At 71.4% G+C, this 19,233-nt stretch carries 16 protein-coding genes; 13 read left to right on the top strand and 3 right to left on the bottom strand.

Features of this window, described 5'->3' with window-relative positions; genetic code table 11:
• The first annotated feature begins 9 nt into the window (after positions 1-9).
• The 9 genes from ACEN9V_RS06755 to ACEN9V_RS06715 all read left to right on the top strand — a co-directional run bounded on the left by ACEN9V_RS06755 (position 10) and on the right by ACEN9V_RS06715 (position 11,713).
• Positions 10-981, top strand: coding sequence for a carbohydrate ABC transporter permease (locus ACEN9V_RS06755; RefSeq protein ID WP_413602644.1), 972 nt, complete (start codon positions 10-12; stop codon positions 979-981).
• On the top strand, positions 978-1,916 hold the full coding sequence (locus ACEN9V_RS06750) for a carbohydrate ABC transporter permease (RefSeq protein WP_281267081.1): 939 nt from the start codon (positions 978-980) through the stop codon (positions 1,914-1,916). Before ACEN9V_RS06755 ends, ACEN9V_RS06750 begins: the two co-directional genes overlap by 4 nt.
• A complete protein-coding gene (yicI, locus tag ACEN9V_RS06745; protein WP_413602643.1) occupies positions 1,916-4,255 on the top strand; it encodes an alpha-xylosidase in 2,340 nt (779 codons plus the stop codon). The genes ACEN9V_RS06750 and yicI overlap by 1 nt, the downstream gene beginning before the upstream one ends.
• A gap of 102 nt (positions 4,256-4,357) precedes the next feature.
• A complete protein-coding gene (locus tag ACEN9V_RS06740; RefSeq protein ID WP_413602642.1) occupies positions 4,358-5,554 on the top strand; it encodes an ROK family transcriptional regulator in 1,197 nt (398 codons plus the stop codon).
• Complete coding sequence (locus ACEN9V_RS06735; RefSeq protein WP_413602641.1) at positions 5,551-6,594, top strand: NAD(P)-dependent alcohol dehydrogenase; 1,044 nt, start codon at positions 5,551-5,553, stop codon at positions 6,592-6,594. The genes ACEN9V_RS06740 and ACEN9V_RS06735 overlap by 4 nt, the downstream gene beginning before the upstream one ends.
• 256 nt (positions 6,595-6,850) lie before the next feature.
• Positions 6,851-8,230 carry an MFS transporter gene (locus ACEN9V_RS06730; RefSeq protein WP_413602640.1) on the top strand — a complete coding sequence of 460 codons (1,380 nt, stop codon included), beginning with the start codon at positions 6,851-6,853 and terminating at the stop codon, positions 8,228-8,230.
• 203 nt (positions 8,231-8,433) lie between these two features.
• Positions 8,434-9,861, top strand: coding sequence for a bifunctional UDP-N-acetylglucosamine diphosphorylase/glucosamine-1-phosphate N-acetyltransferase GlmU (glmU, locus tag ACEN9V_RS06725; RefSeq protein WP_413602639.1), 1,428 nt, complete (start codon positions 8,434-8,436; stop codon positions 9,859-9,861).
• Between the two features lie 74 nt (positions 9,862-9,935).
• Complete coding sequence (locus ACEN9V_RS06720; RefSeq protein WP_281267087.1) at positions 9,936-10,913, top strand: ribose-phosphate diphosphokinase; 978 nt, start codon at positions 9,936-9,938, stop codon at positions 10,911-10,913.
• Complete coding sequence (locus tag ACEN9V_RS06715) at positions 10,913-11,713, top strand: putative protein N(5)-glutamine methyltransferase (protein ID WP_413603039.1); 801 nt, start codon at positions 10,913-10,915, stop codon at positions 11,711-11,713. The genes ACEN9V_RS06720 and ACEN9V_RS06715 overlap by 1 nt, the downstream gene beginning before the upstream one ends.
• Positions 11,714-11,739: 26 nt before the next feature.
• Here the strand turns inward: ACEN9V_RS06715 and ACEN9V_RS06710 are convergent, their stop codons facing one another.
• The gene (locus ACEN9V_RS06710; RefSeq protein WP_413602638.1) at positions 11,740-13,305 is read right to left on the bottom strand and encodes a molybdopterin-dependent oxidoreductase; all 1,566 of its coding nucleotides are present in this window, start codon (positions 13,303-13,305) and stop codon (positions 11,740-11,742) included.
• A gap of 108 nt (positions 13,306-13,413) precedes the next feature.
• Here ACEN9V_RS06710 and ACEN9V_RS06705 point away from each other — a divergent pair, with 108 nt between their 5' ends.
• Positions 13,414-14,097 carry a hypothetical protein gene (locus tag ACEN9V_RS06705; protein ID WP_413602637.1) on the top strand — a complete coding sequence of 228 codons (684 nt, stop codon included), beginning with the start codon at positions 13,414-13,416 and terminating at the stop codon, positions 14,095-14,097.
• Between the two features lie 295 nt (positions 14,098-14,392).
• On the opposite strand, the gene gndA is transcribed toward ACEN9V_RS06705, so the two are convergent.
• Together gndA and ACEN9V_RS06695 are read right to left on the bottom strand one after the other, a co-directional pair.
• Positions 14,393-15,850, bottom strand: a complete 1,458-nt coding sequence (gene gndA, locus ACEN9V_RS06700) for an NADP-dependent phosphogluconate dehydrogenase (protein WP_413602636.1) — start codon at positions 15,848-15,850, stop codon at positions 14,393-14,395.
• A 119-nt stretch (positions 15,851-15,969) separates the two neighbouring features.
• Positions 15,970-16,209 (bottom strand): SHOCT domain-containing protein, encoded by a 240-nt coding sequence (locus ACEN9V_RS06695; RefSeq protein ID WP_413602635.1) that lies wholly within the window; start codon positions 16,207-16,209, stop codon positions 15,970-15,972.
• A gap of 215 nt (positions 16,210-16,424) precedes the next feature.
• Here ACEN9V_RS06695 and ACEN9V_RS06690 point away from each other — a divergent pair, with 215 nt between their 5' ends.
• From ACEN9V_RS06690 to ACEN9V_RS06680, 3 genes are all read left to right on the top strand, one after another.
• Positions 16,425-17,714: a sensor histidine kinase gene (locus tag ACEN9V_RS06690; protein ID WP_413602634.1), complete on the top strand. Its 1,290-nt coding sequence runs from the start codon at positions 16,425-16,427 to the stop codon at positions 17,712-17,714.
• The gene (locus tag ACEN9V_RS06685) at positions 17,711-18,385 is read left to right on the top strand and encodes a response regulator (RefSeq protein WP_402728999.1); all 675 of its coding nucleotides are present in this window, start codon (positions 17,711-17,713) and stop codon (positions 18,383-18,385) included. The genes ACEN9V_RS06690 and ACEN9V_RS06685 overlap by 4 nt, the downstream gene beginning before the upstream one ends.
• A gap of 73 nt (positions 18,386-18,458) precedes the next feature.
• Positions 18,459-19,232: a sugar phosphate isomerase/epimerase family protein gene (locus ACEN9V_RS06680; RefSeq protein WP_413602633.1), complete on the top strand. Its 774-nt coding sequence runs from the start codon at positions 18,459-18,461 to the stop codon at positions 19,230-19,232.
• Position 19,233 lies beyond the last annotated feature (1 nt).

The raw sequence follows: 19,233 nt of genomic DNA, 5'->3' as shown, positions 1-19,233 counted from the left end.
AAGCCCACCATGGCATCCAGTCCTCCCGTCACCGCGCCCCGGCGGCGCGGCCGCCGGCTCGCCGACGTCGGCGCCATCATGCCCTCGAGCGGTCGTGGCAGCTACTGGTTCTACCTGCTGCCCGGGTTCGTCCTGCTCGCAGCGATCATCCTCGTGCCGCTCGGCTGGAACGTGTACCTGTCGTTCACGAACTACCGGGGCATCCTCCCGCCGCAGTGGACGGGCCTCGACAACTGGCGACGGCTGATGGCCGACGGGCAGTTCTGGATCTCGTTCCGGAACAGCATCGCGATGATCCTCGCGATGGTGATCGTGCCGACGAGCCTCGGTCTCGTCCTCGCCGCCGCGCTGTTCGACGTGATCGGCAAGAAGTTCGGCGGGCGGCTCGCGAGCTTCCTCCGCGCGACCTACTACCTGCCGCAGATCCTGCCGGCCGTCATCGCGGCGATCGTCATCGGCTGGATCCTCCGGCCGGAGAACGGCGCCCTCAACGTCATCCTCGACGCGGTCGGGCTCGGCGGCCTCCAGCACAACTGGCTCGGCAGCCCGGACACGGCGCTGCTCTCCGTCGCGGTCGTGCTCGTCTGGGTGCAGATCGGGTACCCGGTCGTGGTGTTCATGGCCGCCCTCCAGCGCGTCGACCCGGAGCTCTACGAGGCGGCAGAACTCGACGGCGCCGGCTGGTTCCAGCGCTTCCGTGCGATCACCGTGCACATCATCCGGCCCGAGATCTTCGTGGTCGTCCTCACCTGCACCATCGCTGCGCTGAAGGTCTTCGGACCGGTGTACGCGCTGACCGGTGGCGGCCCGGGGAACGCGACCATCGTGCCGAGCTACTACTCGTACAGCCAGTTCTTCCAGGCGCAGCAGGTCGGGTACGGCGCGACGATCGCCACCGCGCTCACCGTCGTGATCGTCATCGTCGCCATCGCGTTCATCGCGGCCCAGAACCGGGCCGAGCGGAAGGAAGAAGCCCGATGACCGGGATCGTGTCAGCACCGACGACCGAGGCGGCCTCCGTGACGGACGCGCGCCGAGCCTCCAGGCCGACCGCCGGAGGCCCCACGCGCCGGAAGAGCGCCGGTGAGGGCGGGCGCAAGCGCCCGGCCGACTGGATCGTCCTGGCGGGCGGCATCGTCATCGCCGTCCTGATCGCCGCGCCGTTCCTGCTCATCCTGCTCAACTCGTTCAAGACGCCGGCGGACTACGCGGCCGGTGGGCCGCTCGCGTGGCCGGCGCACATCTCGTTCGACGGCATCACCACGTTCTGGAACCGCGTCGACTTCCCGCTGAAGCTCTGGAACAGCGTCTTCATCAGCGGCTCGGTCGCGATCCTCGCGGTGCTCATCTCGATCCTCAACGCCTTCGCGATCGGGATCGGCCGGGTGCGGTACCGCACCTGGATCGTGGTGCTGTTCATGCTGGCGAACATGCTCCCGCAGGAGGTCCTGCTCTACCCGCTCTACATGATGTTCAAGGGCATCGGGCTGTACGACAACGTGTGGAGCGTGATCATCGTCTTCACCGTGATCCAGTCCGCGTTCGGGACGTACCTGCTCTCGAGCGTGTACGGCACCTTCCCGAAGGAGATCCTCGAAGCGGCCGCGCTCGACGGTGCCGGACGCTGGCGGGTGCTGTGGCGCGTGATCGTGCCGATCAGCCGTCCGACGCTGTCCGTCCTGCTCATCTTCTTCTTCATCTGGACGTGGAACGAGTTCCTCATCCCGCTGACGTTCCTCGTCAGCAACGACAACCAGACGGTCCCCGTCGCGATCTCCCTGCTGCAGGGCGACCGGCTGATGGACGTCACCACCACGAGTGCCTCGGCGCTCCTCGGGCTCATCCCGACACTCGTGTTCTTCCTCATCTTCCAGCGCACCCTCGCGCGCGGCATCACGGCAGGAGCGGTCAAGTAATGAAGTTCACCGACGGGTTCTGGCAGCTCCGACCCGGCGTCCAGCCCCTGTACGCGCAAGAGGCCCACGACATCGACGCGGTGCACGCCCCTTCGGGCGACCGCCTGGTCGTCACCGCGCCGACGAAGGTCATCGAGTCCCGGGGGGACACGCTCAACCGGCCGACGCTCACCGTCACGCTGTCGAGCCCCATGGAGGGCGTCGTCACCGTCCGCGTCGAGCACTTCCGGGCGCCGCGGCCGGAGCTGTCGTTCGACCTGGTCGGGAAGGAGCCGGGGCACGGGACGGCCACGCTGACCGACGGTGTCGGGACGCTGACGTCCGGGGACCTCTCGGCCGTGGTCACCCCGGGGGCGCCGTGGGACCTCCGGTTCCGTTCCGGCGACCGGGAGCTGACCGGCAGCGGCCACAAGTCGCTCGGCCACGTCACCCTGGCGCCCGGGGCCGAGGTCTCCCGCGGGGTCGTCGGCAACGCACGGGTGCAGGGCGCGGACGCGCCGACGTCCTCGACGTTCGTGCACGCTCAGCTCGACCTCGGGGTCGGGGAGCTGGTCTACGGGCTCGGCGAACGGTTCGGTCCGCTCGTCAAGAACGGTCAGACCGTGGACATCTGGAACGCCGACGGTGGCACGTCGAGCGAGCAGGCCTACAAGAACGTGCCGTTCTACCTGACCAACCGCGGGTACGGCGTGCTCGTCGACCACCCGGGACACGTGTCGTTCGAGGTCGGCTCCGAGGCGGTCGAGCGCGTGCAGTTCTCGGTCCCGGGAGAGTCGCTCGTGTTCCACGTCATCGGCGGCGGCACCCCGGCCGGGGTCATCGAGCGCTACACCGCGCTCACCGGCCGGCCGGCGCACGTGCCGGCGTGGTCGTACGGCCTCTGGCTGTCGACCTCGTTCACCACGGACTACGACGAGGCGACCGTCACGTCCTTCGTCGACGAGATGGCCGCGCGCGAGCTGCCGGTGAGCGTGTTCCACTTCGACTGCTTCTGGATGCGCGAGTTCAACTGGTGCGACTTCGAGTGGGACCCCAGGGTCTTCCCGGACCCGACCGGGATGCTCGGCCGGCTGCACGACAAGGACCTGCGCGTCTGCGTGTGGATCAACCCGTACATCGGGCAGCGCTCCCCGCTCTTCGACGAGGCGGCGGCGGCCGGGTACCTCGTGCGGAACCCGGACGGCACCGTCTGGCAGTGGGATCTCTGGCAGGCCGGCATGGGACTCGTCGACTTCACGAACCCGGACGCGAAGGCCTGGTACCAGGGCAAGCTCCGCGCGCTCGTCGACCAGGGCGTCGACTGCTTCAAGACGGACTTCGGCGAGCGGATCCCGCTCGGCGTGACGTGGGCGGACGGCAGCGATCCGGAACGCATGCACAACTGGTACACGCAGCTGTACAACGAGGCCGTGTTCGAGGTCCTGGAAGACGCCCGCGGTGCCGGTGACGCCGTGCTCTTCGCGCGCTCGGCCACCGCAGGCGGTCAGCAGATGCCGGTGCACTGGGGCGGCGACAACACCTCGTCGTTCCCGTCGATGGCGGAGACGCTCCGCGGCGGCCTCTCGCTCGCGCTGTCCGGCTTCGGGTTCTGGTCGCACGACATCGGCGGGTTCGAGGGACGCCCCGACCCCGCGGTCTTCAAGCGCTGGGTCCAGTTCGGGCTGCTCTCCTCGCACAGCCGCTTCCACGGCAGCAGCTCCTACCGCGTCCCGTGGGCGTTCGACGAGGAGGCGGTCGAGGTGACCAGGGCGTTCACCCGCCTGAAGCTCCGCCTGATGCCGTACCTCTACGGGCTCGGGCTGCAGGCGTCGGAACGCGGGCTCCCCGTCATGCGACCGATGCTGCTCGAGTTCCCGGACGACCCGACGGCTGCGTACTGCGACCGGCAGTACATGCTGGGGTCCGACCTGCTCGTCGCGCCCGTGTTCAGCGAGTCCGGCGACGTGCAGTACTACCTGCCGGCCGGTTCGTGGACGAACTGGTTCACCGGTGAGGTCGTCACCGGCGGGGTGTGGCGCACCGAGCGGCACGGGTTCGACACCCTGCCGCTGTGGGTCCGCGGGGGAGCGGTACTGCCGCTCTCGACCCGCACGGACCGGCCGGACCACGACTACCTGGCGGCGCTCGAGCTCCGGGCGTTCCCCGCTGGGACGACCGGCAGCGTGGACGTCCGGGTGACCGCACCCGACGGGCGGTCGGAGGTCTGGACGGTGTCGACCGTGTCGGGGGACGAGTCGTCGGTGTCGGCCACCGGTCCGGTGCCGGACGGGTGGCGGCTGTCGGTCTCCGACGGCCCGACGACCGAGGCGGAGGGTGGTGTGGCGCGGGTTCGGTCCTGATTTGTTGTGCGGCACCACAAAACGCTGGCGGGAACGCCGGCGCCGCGCCATGATGAGGGCAGGGACCTGGAGCAACCGCGGACCGTCGACCGGAAGGGCACCATGCAGCGCGACACACCGGCCGGCGGCAACCGGAACACCGCGCGCGTGCTCCGACTCGTCCACCAAGAGGGGCCGCTCACCCGCGCGGACCTGACGCGCGCGACCGGCCTGAACCGCTCCACGACCCTTGCGCTCGTCGGGGAACTCGTCGAACTCGGCCTGGCCTTCGAGACCGAGGACGGCGCGGCCACCGGGGTCGGGCGACCGAGTCCGGTGGTCCGTGCGTCGGCCGACGTCGTGGCGGCCGCCGTCACGGTGGAGATCGACGCCGTGACGGTGGCCATGGTCGGCCTCGACGGCAGCATCCGGTCCCGGATCACCGAGCACACCGACGACCGACCGACCGCCGACGAGGCCGTGCAGATCGTCGCGAGGCTCCTGGACGACCGCCCCGCGCGCCTGGTGGGGGTCGGCGTCTCGATCCCCGGCACTGTCCGCGTCGAGGACGGTCTCGTGCGGGACGCGCCGCACCTCGGCTGGCGCGACGAGCCGTTCGCCATGCCACTCGCCGGCGCGACCGGCCTGCCCGTACGCGTCGCGAACGACGCGAATCTCGGTGCGTGGGCGGAGCGCCTGTACGGATCCGGCCGCGGGGTGTCCGACCTCGTCTACCTGAACGGTGGCGCGAGCGGCATCGGCGGCGGGGTCATCAGCGCCGGGCAGCCGCTGAGCGGCGCGGACGGGTACGCGGGGGAGCTCGGCCACACCTTCGTCGCGGACAACGGGATCCGCTGCCACTGCGGCGCCATCGGCTGCCTCGAGACCGAGGCGTCGCGTGCGGCGCTCGTCGCCGTGACGGGCGTGCCGGCGGACGACCTGCCGGCGCTCGCCGAGGCCCTCGCGGCCGGCGGCCGGGAGGTCGACCGCGTCGTCGACCGGCAGGTGGCCGCGTTGGCGACCGGCCTCCGCAACGCCATCCACACCGTCAACCCCGAGGTGGTCGTGCTCGGCGGGTTCCTCGGGGTGCTGCTCGGTCACGTCGGGGACCGCGTGCTCGAGGCCGTCCGGGCACAGTCGATGGCCGCGATGGTGGACCGGGTCCGCATCGTGCCGGCCGAACTCGGATCGGACGTGCTGCTCCGCGGCGCCGCCGAGATCGGGTTCCGTGAGCTGCTCGACGACCCGGCGCGCATCCACGCCCTGACGGAGCGGCCGACAGCACGTCCATCCGAACGACAGAAAGCGGGTACCCCGTGACCACGGACCAGCAGACCCAGCGCGTCAGCGTCCTCCTCGGGCAGGACGACCTCACGATCGAGGACCGCCCCGTTCCTGCCGTCGACCCGGGCGACGTCCTCGTCGAGGTCGCCGCCGTCGGCGTCTGCGGCTCAGACGTGCACTACTTCCGACACGGGCGCATCGGGGACTTCGTCGTCTCGTCGCCGCTCGTCCTCGGCCACGAGCTCTCCGGCACGATCGTCGCGGTCGGCGACGGCGTCGACCCCGGCCGCGTGGGGGAGCGCGTCGCCGTCGAACCGCAGCGTCCGTGCCACCGGTGCGCGCAGTGCCTCGCCGGGCGGTACAACCTCTGCCCGGACATGCGCTTCTACGCCACACCCCCGGTCGACGGCGCCTTCGCGGGCTTCGTCACCATCGAGGCCGAGTTCGCGCACACCCTGCCCGACTCGGTGTCGTTCGAGGCCGGTGCCCTGCTCGAGCCGCTCTCGGTCGGGATCGCCGCCGTGCGGAAGGCCGGGATCGTGCCGGGTTCGTCCGTGCTGATCGCCGGTGCCGGCCCGATCGGGATCATCTGCGCGCAGGCGGCCAAGGCCTTCGGCGCGACCCGGATCGTCATCAGCGACCTCGTCCCCGAACGCCGTGAGCGCGCGCTGTCCTACGGCGCCACCGAGGTCGTCGACCCCACCGTGGTCTCCGTCGCCTCGGACATCGCGCCCGTCGACGCCTTCATCGACGCCAGCGGTGCGCCCCGTGCGGTGTCGGACGGCATCAAGGCGGTCGGTCCCGCCGGTGCCGCGGTGCTCGTCGGACTCGGGAACTCCGAGATGACGCTGCCCGTCGAGCACATCCAGAACCTCGAGGTCACCGTCACCGGGATCTTCCGGTACACGGGCACGTGGCCGGTCGCGATCGGGCTCGTCGCATCGGGGCAGGTCGACCTCGACTCGCTCGTCACCGGACGGTTCGGGCTCGACCAGGTCCGCGAGGCGCTGGAGAGCGACACCGACCCGGACTCCCTGAAGTCGGTCGTCTACCCGAACGGCATCCCCGCGGCGTGACGCGCAGCACCCACCCATCGGACGGGAGGCTCGGTGCGAGCCCGCCCCGAGCCTCCCATCCGGAGCGTGACCGGTCACGACACACCGTGTGCGTGCCGCCGTGCGGTCGGTGAGCGTCGCTGGGCGACGCCCTGGCCGACGGTCCTCGACCGGTCGGCGGACCTGAGCGGGGTGTCTCGACCGCTCGCGACCGGTCGTCCGGCGTGACCAGGAACGGGGGCACCGGCGGGACACCAGGACGCGCTACGGTTCGCCCATGACCGTCGTGCCCCCGCCGCAGCGCACCGATCGTCGCGCCCTCGTCTCCTGGGCGCTCTGGGACTGGGGCTCAGCGGCGTTCAACGCCGTCGTCACCACGTTCGTGTTCAGCACGTACCTGGCGAGCCGCGCGTTCGTCGACCCGGCGCTCGTCGCGGCCGCGGACTCCTCGGCCACCGCGGCACGTGCCGTGGAACGCGAGCTCGCCCACAACGCCGCCGTGGTGTCGACGGCCCTCACGATCGCCGGCATCGTCGTCGCGCTGGTCGCACCCGCCGTCGGCCGGCTCGCGGACTCGTCCGGACACCGCCGGCGGTCGGTGCTCATCGCCACGATCGGCGTCGCGCTGTCGATCGGTGCCATGGTGTTCGTCGCACCGAGCCAGCCGTACCTGGTGCTCGGTGCAGCGCTCATCGGCATCGGGACCGTCGCGTACGAGATCGCCTGCGTCGGCTACAACGCCATGCTCGGCCAGGTCGCACCGGGTCCCCGGACCGGCCGGGCGTCGGCGATCGGCTGGGCGGCTGGCTACTTCGGCGGCATCGTCCTGCTCGTGCTGCTGCTCGTGCTCTGCATCCAGGACTTCGGCGGCGGTGACACGGCCGGGCTCCTGAACCTGCCGGCGACCGTCGCGTCCGGGCAGTGGGACGTCCGCGTGGCGATCGGCATCGCCGCGGTGTGGCTCGCGGTGAGCTCGATCCCGCTGTTCCTCGTCGTCCCCGAGGCGGAGCGCGCGCCCGACCAGCGCGGGAGCCTGTTCTCCGCCTACCGCGACCTCGGCCGGGACATCGCGCGGCTCTGGCGCGAGCGCCGGAACGTGCTCGCGTTCCTCATCGCCAGCGCGGTGTTCCGCGACGGCGTCGGCGCGGTCTTCACCTTCGGCGGCATCATCGCCGCGCAGGTGTTCGGGTTCAGCGCGTCCGGGGTCATCATGTTCGCGATCGTCGCCAACGTCGTCGCGGGCATCTCCACGGCACTGTCCGGCCGGCTGGACGACCGCTTCGGCTCCCGGGCGATCATCATGGTGTCGCTCGTCGGGCTGACTGTCTGCGGCCTCGCGGTGCTGTTCGTCGGCACGGCGCAGAGCGGCTTCTGGGTGCTCGGCCTGGCCCTGTGCATGTTCGTCGGGCCCGTGCAGTCGTCGTCGCGGGCGTACCTGGCGCGGCTCGCGACCCCCGGCCGCGAGGGCGAGCTCTTCGGCCTCTACGCCACGACCGGGCGTGCCGCCGCGTTCATCGCCCCGGCGATGTTCGGCATCGCGGTGACGATCGGCGGGTCGACGCGCTTCGGCATCATCGGCATCGTCGTGGTCCTGGTCGCCGGCCTGGTGCTGATGGCCTTCGTCAAGCGCGAGGACCCCGTCGCGCCCGCCGCGTAGGCGGTCGATTCGCGCGTAGGTGGTCCGCTTTTCCGACCCCCCCACGCGCGATTCCGCGCTCCATCGCGCGTGACAGGGGTGCGAACGCGCGCACGGACGGGAGGCACGGTGCGGGTCGGACCCGCACCGCGCCTCCAGGCCTGGTCGCGTGCCGTCCTGTTGTTGCCTTGGTGCGTCGTGGCCGGGTGGGCCAGGATGGGGTGATGACCGACCAGCGGATCGCCGTCGTCGTCCTCGCCGCCGGGCAGGGCACGCGCATGAAGTCCTCGACCCCGAAGGTGCTGCACCGGCTCGCCGGACTGCCCCTCATCGCGCACGTCCTGCGGACGGCGGAGTCCCTCGAGCCGGAGCACATCGCGGTCGTCGTGCGGCACGAGCGCGACCTGGTCGCGGCCGAGGTCGCCGAGCGCATGCCGGACGCCCTCGTGGTGGACCAGGACGAGGTCCCCGGGACCGGACGCGCCGTCGAGGTCGCGGTCGCCGCGCTCCCAGCCGACTTCGACGGCGCCGTGGTCGTGCTCTCCGGCGACGTCCCGCTGCTCGACGCGGTGTCGCTCCGGCAGCTCGCCGACGTGCACGGGCGCGCCGGCAACGCGGTCACGTTCGTCAGCGCCATCGCACCGGACCCCACCGGGCTCGGGCGGATCGTCCGCGACGACGCCGGTGCCTTCGTGGGCGTCGTCGAGCACAAGGACGCCACGGACGCGCAGCGGGAGATCACCGAGACCAACGCCGGTATCTACGCGTTCGACGCCGTGCACCTGCGTGCCGTGCTGCCGTCGCTGACCACGGCGAACGCGCAGGGCGAGAAGTACATCACCGACGCCCCGGCACTCATCGCCGCACGCGGCGGGCACATCGACGTCGTGACGCTCACCGACCCGTGGCTGGTCGCCGGGATCAACGACCGCGCGCAGCTGTCGGACGCCGGACGCGAACTGAACGCCCGCATCGTCCGCGCGCACCAGCGTGCGGGGGTCACCATCCAGGACCCGGCATCGACGTGGATCGACCTCGACGTGTCGATCGAGCCGGACGCCGAGATCCTGCCGGACACGCAGCTCATCGGTGCCACGGCGATCGCCGCCGGTGCAGTCGTCGGACCGGGGACCACGCTCCGCGACACCGAGGTGGGTGCTGGGGCCACGGTGAACCGGGTCGACGCCACCCTCGCGGTGATCGGCGACGGCGCGTCGGTCGGTCCGTTCGCCTACCTCCGGCCGGGCACCATCCTCGGCGACCAGGGCAAGATCGGCACCTTCGTGGAGACCAAGAACGCCAAGATCGGCCGCGGCAGCAAGGTCCCGCACCTGTCCTACATCGGGGACGCCGAGATCGGCGAGGACTCGAACATCGGGGCGAACACGATCACCGCGAACTACGACGGCGTGCACAAGCACCGGACCGAGGTCGGGTCGAACGTCCGCACCGGCTCGCACAACGTGTTCGTCGCCCCGGTTAGGATTGGTGACGGGGCGTACACCGGTGCAGGTACGACGGTCCGCAAGGACGTGCCGGCCGGGTCGCTCGCGATCAGCTACGCCCCACAGCGCAACACCGACGGATGGGTCGACGAACACCGACCCGGTACGCCGGCGGCCGAGGCGGCTCGGCGCGCGCGAGGCGAATGAACCACCGCGACGGCCATCGGTCGTCGGACCCTCGACACACACGGCCCTGCTGGGTCAGGGAGTGAGCACGGCACTTGTCCGGAATCAAGGCAACCGGCCAGAAACGACTCGTCCTCGTCTCGGGACGAGCACACCCGGAGCTCTCGGCGGAGATCGCGGAAGAACTCGGCGTCGACCTGGTCCCCACCGATGCCCGCACCTTCGCGAACGGTGAGCTGTACGTCCGGTTCGACGAGTCCGTCCGCGGCTGCGACGCGTTCGTCATCCAGTCGCACACCGCGCCCATCAACGAGTGGCTCATGGAGCAGCTCATCATCGTCGACGCACTGAAGCGTGCCTCGGCGAAGCGCATCACGGTCGTCGCGCCGTTCTACCCGTACGCCCGCCAGGACAAGAAGGGCCGTGGCCGCGAGCCGATCTCGGCCCGACTCGTCGCCGACCTGTTCAAGGCCGCTGGCGCGCACCGCATCATGAGCGTCGACCTGCACGCCGCGCAGATCCAGGGCTTCTTCGACGGACCCGTCGACCACCTGTTCGCGATGCCGGTGCTGCTCGAGCGCTTCAAGGAGATCCTCGACCCGTCGACGCTGACGGTCGTCTCGCCGGACATGGGCCGCGTCCGCGTCGCCGACATCTGGTCCGAGAAGCTCGGCGCCCCGCTCGCCATCATCCACAAGCGCCGCGACCCGCTCGTCCCGAACCAGGTCACCGTGCACGAGATCGTCGGTGACGTCTCCGGCCGCTGGTGTCTGCTCGTCGACGACCTCATCGACACCGGTCGGACGATCGCGAAGGCCGCAGAGGCGCTCAAGGCCGCTGGGGCGATCGGCGTCGTCGTCGCCGCGACCCACGCCGTGTTCTCGGACCCGGCGACCGAACTCCTGCAGAGCGAGTTCATCGACCGCGTCGTCGTCACGGACACGCTGCCCGTCCCGGTGGAGAAGCGCTGGGACCGCCTCGAGATCCTGCCGATCGCCCCGCTCCTCGCCCGCGCCATCCACGAGGTCTTCGACGACGGGTCGGTCACCTCGATGTTCGACGGAGCCGCCTGATCCACCCCGCGCGGGACGCCCTCGCCGCTCGGCTCCGGGCGGCGGGGAGCGTCTTCGCCGAGGACGAAGCCGACCTGCTGCTCGACGCCGGAGACGGTGACGCCGCCCGACTCCGCACGCTCGTGCAGCGTCGGCTCGCCGGAGAACCGCTCGAGTACGTCCTCGGCTGGGCTGCCTTCGACGGGCACCGGATCCGGGTGACCCCCGGTGTGTTCGTGCCCCGCGCCCGGACGACCGTCGTGGTGTCGCAGGCCGCTGCGCTGCTGCACCGCTACGACCGCGTGGTCGACCTGTGCTGCGGCGCCGGAGCCATCGGCGTCGCGCTGCTCGAACGGGTCGGTGCGCTCGACCTCGTCGCGTCCGACATCGACCCGGACGCGGTCGACGTCGCGGCGGAGAACATCGGCGACCGCGGCATCGTCGTCGCCGGGGACCTGTTCGACGCCCTGCCCGGCCGGTTCCGCGGGGCGGTCGACGTGATCGCGGTGAACGCGCCGTACGTCCCGACCGACGTCATCGCGACCATGCCGTCCGAGGCCCGTGAGCACGAGCACCGCGTGGCGCTCGACGGCGGTCCGGACGGCCTGGACCTGCACCGCCGGATCGCTGCGGGGGCGGGGGAGTGGCTGCGTCCCGGCGGCACCGTTGTCATCGAGGTGTCCGAGCTGCAGTCCGCCGCGTCAGCGGCGGCCTTCGCCGACGCCGGGTTCGCGACGCGCATCGAGCGGGACGACGCGGTGGACGGGACCTGCGTGGTGGCGAGCCGACCCCGCCTGACGTGCACCGAGCCTCCCGGCTGATGCGGTCCGGACCGCGCCGTGTCCGGTCAGCGTGCCGTCAGCGTGATCGAGTCCCAGCCGGTCGCCCCGTTCGGGGCCGGCGGCCGCTGGACGCTCGTCTGCACCTCGCCGTCCGCGCTGACGGCGCGGATCTGCACCCGGTGGTCCCCGGCGGTCGCGGTCCAGCGGTAGACCCACTGCCGCCACGTGTCGGCGGACACCGAGTCGGCGAGCTCGGCGTCCTGCCAGTCGCCGTCGCCGATCTGCACCTGCACGGCCTTGACCCCGGTGTGCGGCTGCCACGCGACGCCGGCGATCGCGACCCGGTCGCCGACCGTGACGGTGCTGCCGTTCGCGGGGGTGTCGATCCGGGACTCGAGTTTGACCGGTCCGCGCTCCGACCACCCACGGGGCGTCCAGTAGCCCTGCGCGTCGGCGAACCGGGTCACCTCCATCTCGACGACCCACTTCGTCGCGGACACGTACCCGAAGAGGCCCGGGACGACCATCCGGACCGGGAACCCGTGCTCGGCGGGCAGCGGCTCGCCGTTCATCCCGACCGCGAGCAGTGCGTCCGTGCCGTCGTCCTGCAGGACGTCGAGCGGGGTGCCGGCGGTGAACCCGTCGATGCTCCGGGAGAGCACCATGTCCGCGTCACCGGTCGGCTTCGCACGCGCGAGCAGCTCGCGGATCGGGTACCCGAGCCACAGGGCGTTGCCGATGAGGTCGCCGCCGACCTCGTTCGAGACACAGCTCATCGTCGCCATGTGCTCCTCGAGCGGCAGTGCGAGCAGTTCGTCCCACGTCAGGGTCACCTCTTCCTCGACGGCGCCGTGGATGCGGAGGCTCCAGCCGGCGGGGTCGATCGAGGGCACGCGGAGCGCGGTGTCGATCCGGTAGAAGTCGGCGTTGGGCGTGACGTAGGGCGTGATCCCCGCGACGTCGAGCGAGGCGCCAGACGGCACCGTCGGCGACGTGTTCACCGGAGCGGGCAGGTGCACCGCACGCCGGATCGCTGCGGCCCGCTGCATCGTTGCGGAACCGATCCGTGCACCGGTCCCGACGACGAGGGCGAGGGCCCCGGCCGTGACCGACCAGACGATGAACGCCCGGCGCTCTGGGAGGGGCGCCTCGGAGCGGGTGGGTGTCGCCGCGGCGAACTCCCACCGCCGGAGCCGGGCCATCACGAGCCGGAGGACGATCACCGCGGCGGCAACACCGAGCACGGTCGGCGCACCGTCCCACATGCCGGAGCCCGACCGGGTCGTCACCGCCAGCAGCGACAGGGCGCCGCCGGCCGCGAACACGAGTGCTCCGAACGGCGGACGCGCGCGTTCGAGGACGCCCGCCGCAGCCGAGATCGCGACCATCAGCACGCCCATCAGCGCGAAGAGCGCGACCTTGTCGCCGGTGCCGAACAGGCTGACCATGAGGTCCTTCGCACCGGCCGGCGCGAGGTCGATGACCGCGGAGCCCACCGCCACGAGCGGACTGCCGGCTCCGCCGAGCACGAGGGCGCCGAGTTCGGCGGCACCGAGGAAGGCGAGCGCGGCGACGACGCCGACGGCCGCGGCCAGCAATCGCGGCCGCATCGGGGATCGGCTGGTGGGCACGACCCGATGCTAGGTCTGCCGGGCTGTGAACGGGCAGGACCGACGAGGTTGCCGTGCGTTCAGCGTCCTCCGGTGGGGTTCCCCGCGCTGCCGTGCGAGGATCGACACGTGCTGAGCCGACCCGACCGCGTCCCGCGGAACGGACGTGCCCGCCGGCCCATGACACCCGGCCGTCGCCTCGCGGCCGTCCGCTGGGTCATCGTCGCCGTCTGGGCCGCGTTGCTCATTGCGCGGATCATCGTCGTCGCACGGAGTCCGGAAGCCGACCTCACCGCGTTCGGCATCGCCGAGATCGCCGTCATCGTCTTCGGGGTCGGGGTGATCCTGGCGGGAGTGCTCAGGATGCAGGGCCTCCGGCGGCGGCGCGAGGACGAGTCGCTCGCACTCGCGATCCGTCGCATCGACCCCACCGTGTGGCTCGTGCCGGCGGCTCCCACCGCTGAACTCCGTGCGATGGTCGAGGGCGATCGGTCCGAGATCACCCTCGGGTCACGCGTGACGTGGGCCTTCGGTGCGACCGAGGCGTCGCTGTGGGAGCTCGACGAGCGACGTGCGACCCGGCTGCTCGTGATCCGCTGGAGCCGGGTGATGCACGTCGGGCTCGAGGACGTGCCGGCGCCGGGCGACCGCGGCGCCTGCGCCGTCGCAATGCACTACGTCCGACCGGACGACACGATCGCGGTCGCGACGTTCCACGTCCGGACGGCACCCGGGTCGCGGCGGTTGCTCGGACGCGGGCCGAAGCTCGAGCGGCTGCTCGCGGAGCTGGCGCGGGAGCGCATCGTCGCCTGAGCGGGCGGGCGGTCGGGCCGCGCCTTGTGCTGCGGCTGCTGGCGGTCCGTGCGCGGCTGCCGGCGGCTCGTTCCGCGAAAGCGACAGCCTGCTGCGGCTGCTGGCCGTTTGTTCTGCGAAAGCGACACCCTGCCGCGGAACGTTCGGCGCAGACTGTCGCTTTCGCGCCCCGCGCCCCGCGACCCGCGCACCGCGACGCCGCGCCCCGCGCACCGCGCACCGCGCCCGCGTCCGGCCCATGCACGCACGAACGGGCCCCGCCGTGTGGCGGGGCCCGTTCGGTGTTCGGTGCCGATCAGTGCGTGGACGGTTCCTGTTCGACCTCGCGGCGGTCGTCGTCGGACCACAGCGTGTGGAAGGTGCCGTCCTTGTCGATGCGCTGGTAGGTGTGCGCCCCGAAGAAGTCGCGCTGTCCCTGGATGAGCGCGGCGGGCAGCCGGTCGGACGCGAGCGAGTCGAAGTACGACAGCGCGGACGAGAACCCCGGCGCCGGGATCCCCGACGCGGCAGCGATCCCGACGATGCGGCGCCAGGCGGCTTCGCCCTCGGCCACGGCGTTCGCGAAGTACGGGTCGACGAGCAGCGACTCGAGCGAGGGGTTCTTGTCGTACGCCTCGACGATGCGGTTGAGGAACTGGGCGCGGATGATGCATCCCCCGCGCCAGATCTTCGCGACGTTGCCGAGGTCGATGTCCCAGCCGTACTCCTTGGCACCGGCGATGATGAGGTCGAAGCCCTGCGCGTACGCGACGACCTTCGACGCGTACAGCGCTGCGCGCACGTCGTCGGCGAACGTGTCAGGCACCTCGGTGATGTCCGGCCGGGACGTCACGGAGGCCTGGACCGCCGCACGCTGCGCCGGCTTCGACGACACCGCGCGGGCGAACACCGCTTCGCCGATGCCGGAGACGGGGATCCCGAGCCCGACGGCGTTCTGCACGGTCCAGACGCCGGTGCCCTTCGAGCCCGCCTCGTCACGGATGACGTCGACGAGCGGCTTGCCGGTGTCGGCGTCGCGCTGCTTGAGGATCTCACCGGTGATCTCGATCAGGTACGACTCGAGGTCGCCCTTGTTCCACTCGTCGAACACCTGCACGAGGTCCTCGACCGAGAGCCCACCGGCGCGGCGGAGCAGGTCGTAGGACTCGGCGATCAGCTGCATGTCGGCGTACTCGATGCCGTTGTGCACCATCTTCACGAAGTGCCCGGCGCCGTCCGTGCCGATGTGCGTCACGCAGGGCTCGCCCTCGGCGACGGCGGCGATCGACTTCAGGATCGGGCCGAGCGTCTCCCAGGCCTCCTTCGAGCCGCCGGGCATGATCGACGGTCCCTTCAGCGCGCCCTCTTCACCGCCCGAGATGCCCGTGCCGACGAAGTTGAGGTCCTTCTCGCGGAGGTCGTGCTCGCGACGGATGGTGTCGTGGAAGTTCGCGTTGCCGCCGTCGACGATGATGTCACCGGGCTCGAAGCGCTCGGCGAGCTGTTCGATGACGGCGTCGGTGCCCTTGCCGGCCTGCACCATGATGATCGCGGTGCGGGGCTTCGAGAGCGACGCGACGAAGCCGTCGATGTCCTCGGACGCGATGAAGCCGGCGTCGCCGTGCTCCTTCAGGAGCTCTTCGGTGCGGGCGTAGGTGCGGTTGTAGACCGCGACGGTGTTCCCTTCGCGCGAAGCGAGGTTGCGCGCGAGGTTCGATCCCATGACCGCGAGGCCGATGACACCGATGTTGGCCTGTGCGTTGCTGTCTGCCACGTGAGTCTCCTTTGTCCTGACGTTCCGGCCCCAACTTACGGACCGGGACCTGGGACCGCACGGGTGTTACGGCAACCTGTGGACAGTGTTCACCGGCACCCGTGCGGTGGAGGAACTCGCTACTTCCGGCTCAGCTCGGAGCGGCGTGCGCGGTACTCCTCAGCGCCGATCTCGCCGCGGGCGAACCGGTCGGCGAGCACCGACCGCGCGTCCGAGAGTGCTCGCCAGCTCCCGCGCCGGAACACCCCGAACACCAGGAAGACGACGAGGAACGCGAGGAAGAAGAACGCGGGGAAGACGAAGAACGGGAATCCGCCGCCGTGCCAGTACGGTGCGGCCGTCGCGAGGGTGGTGAGCATGGGGACCTCCTGGGTCGATTGCGGTGCCGCGGTTGCGACCCTCCAAGGCTCCGGTCGGGAGGCTCGTCACGCGTCCATCCAGCAGCCCCACTTCCGCCTGCTCCCGCAGTCGTAGTGCACCCCCTCCTCACCAGCCGACTACTCCCGGGGGAGTAGTCCACAGGTCCCGCTCCCGCGGGATGCCCGGCTCGGCGACCGACCATAGGCTCGACCACATGACCTCCGAACTCCGCGGCGCCGACACCCGCTGGCCGGGTCGACGACGCTTCGCGCGGGTCGGCCGGGTGATCCCGGTCGCCGTCGTGCAGATCGTGGGCACCCTCGTGGCCTCCCGGTGGTCGGGCGGTCCCGCGGACGGGACCGGCCCGCCATGGGCCCGGCACAGCGCAGGGGGCGCGGCGTTCGACCCGATCGTCCTCGGGCCGCTCGCGGTGGCGCTGCTCGTCGCCGGCGTCGTGGCGCTGCCGTTCCGGTACCGCTGGCCGCTGTCGGTCCTGGCGGTCACCCTCGCCACCACGATCGGGTACGCCCTCGTCGTGAGCCCGAGGGGCCCGTTCGTCGCGGCGCTGACGATGGCGATCGCGAACGCGTGGTTCCGCGGCAACCGGGTCCCGGTCTACCTCGCGGCCGGCATCGCGCAGGTCGTGCTGCCCACTGCCGACACGCTCACCGGTCGTGCGTCGTTCCCGACCGTGACGACGATGACGCTGTGCCTCGCATGGCTCACCGCGACGATCGCGATCACCGAACTCGTGCGCGTCCGTGTCGCCCGCGTGGCAGAGGCCCGCCGTGCCCGAGCAGCCGCGGACCGGGCCCGGGCGGACGACGAACGCGTGCGGATCGCCCGGGAGCTCCACGACTCCGTGGCGCACAGCATGTCGCTCATCAACCTCCAGGCCGGTGTGGCGCTGCACCTCGGGAACGCGCTCCCGGAACAGACCAGGGACTCGCTGACGAACATCCGCGACTCCAGCAGGCAGGCCCTCGTCGAGCTGAGGACGATCCTCGGCGTGCTGCGGTCCGTCGACGGCGAGCCTGGGAGCTCCGAACGGAACCCGACGCCGGGGCTCGATCGCGTCCCCGACCTCGTCGAGCGCGCTCGTGCGGCCGGGATCGACGTCGGCCTCGAGGTCCGCGGTGATCTCGGCAGCGTCGGTGGGATCGTCGACCGCAACGCGTTCCGGATCGTGCAGGAGTCGGTGACCAACGTCATGAAGCACGTCCCGGAGCACACCGCGCGCGTGCTCGTCGAGGTCGGCGCCGAGCTCGTGGAGGTCACCGTGTCCGACGTTCCCGGCGCTCCCGACGCCCACCTCGGCGCGCGGGCGACGAACGGCGGCGTCGGGCACTCCGGCAACGGCATCATCGGGATGCGGGAGCGAGCGACCGCTGTCGGCGGCACCCTCCGTGCCGGGCCGACCCCCGAGGGCGGGTGGACGGTGCTCGCGCGGTTGCCGGTCGGCGATCGGCCGTCCGACATCGACCAGGCAGGAGAGACACCGTGACCGATGCGATCCGGGTGGTGCTCGTCGATGACCAGGTCCTGGTGCGGGCGGGGCTCCGCGCGCTCGTGGACGCTGAGCCGGGCATGACCGTCGTCGGGGAAGCGGGCGACGGCGACAGCGCAGTCGAGGTCGTCGCACACGAGCGGCCCGACGTCGTCCTCATGGACATCCGGATGCCGGGCAGCGACGGGCTCGACGCCACCAGACGCATCTGCGCCGATGCTGCGCTCGCCGACGTGCACGTCGTGATCCTCACAACCTTCGAAGAGGACGACTACGTGTTCGACGCGATCCGTGGCGGCGCGGCCGGGTTCCTCGTCAAGGACACCGAACCCGCCGAGCTCCTGCGCGCGATCCGTACCGTCGTGGCGGGGGAGTCGTTGCTCTCGCCGCGAGCCACACGCTCCCTGGTCGAGGCGTTCGCGACCCATGCGAAGCCCAGCTCCCTGTCACCGGAACTCGACGTCCTGACCGACCGTGAACGCGAGGTGATGCGCCTCGTCGCCACGGGGTGCACGAACACCGAGATCGCCGAGCGGCTGTTCGTGAGCTCCGCCACCGCGAAGACCCACGTCTCCCGGGCGATGATCAAGCTCGGTGCCCGCGACCGTGCGCAGCTCGTCGTCTTCGCCTACGAGACCGGCCTCGCGACCCCGGGCTGGCAGGCCTGATGCTCCTCACCCGCGCTGACGGCAACGGATGGCAACTCCCGGCACCGCGCCGTTCCGGGAGCACGATGGACGCATGGCCTTCAGTGGGATCGGCATCGTCGCCGGCGAACACCTGACCGACGCGGTACGGCGAGCGGGCGCGGATCACGTCGAGCCCTCGATCAGCGGCAACCTCGTCGTGCAGGGCGACGACGGGTGGTACCGCAACGAGGCGTACGCCGGGGAGCGCTTCGGGTCGTTCGCGCTCTTCGTGCCACCGGACCTGCCGCTCCTCACGGGTGAACCCGCGGTCGTCGACGGGTACTTCCAGGCGGTGCTGCCGATCATCGCCTCGGTCGCCGAACCCGGCGCGAAGATCGTGTTCGGCTCGGGCACGGCTCGGACCGCGCCGGAGGGGATGTCGGACGCCGACGCGCGCGCCCGGTTCGCACGCGTCGTCCGGGTCGCACGGGACACCGCACGCGAGCACGATCTGCGCATCGTCCTGGAACCCCTGAACCGGTCCGAGACGAACCTGATCCACACCATCGACCAGGCGGTCCGGTTCCTCGACGAGTTCGCCCTCGACGGGGTCGGCGTGGTGGCAGACCTGTTCCACGTGCAGGCGGAGTCCGAGTCGTTCGACGTCGTCCGCGCGCACGGCGACCGCATCGGGCACGTGCACCTCTCCGACCGCGACCGCGAGGCACCGGGTACCGGGGACTGGCCGTGGCGGGAGTTCCTCCGAGCAGTGCAGGACGGCGGCTACCGCGGCTCGGTGTCGCTCGAGTGCCACTGGCCCGCCGACGCCGAGCCCGCGATGACGACTGCGCTCGCCGAGGTCCGGGCGGCCGTCGTCGCGGGCTGAG

Source organism: Curtobacterium sp. Curtsp57 (assembly GCF_047324335.1).
In the GTDB taxonomy this organism is placed as follows: Bacteria; Actinomycetota; Actinomycetes; order Actinomycetales; family Microbacteriaceae; genus Curtobacterium.
This window is presented reverse-complemented; position numbering and strand designations above follow the sequence as displayed.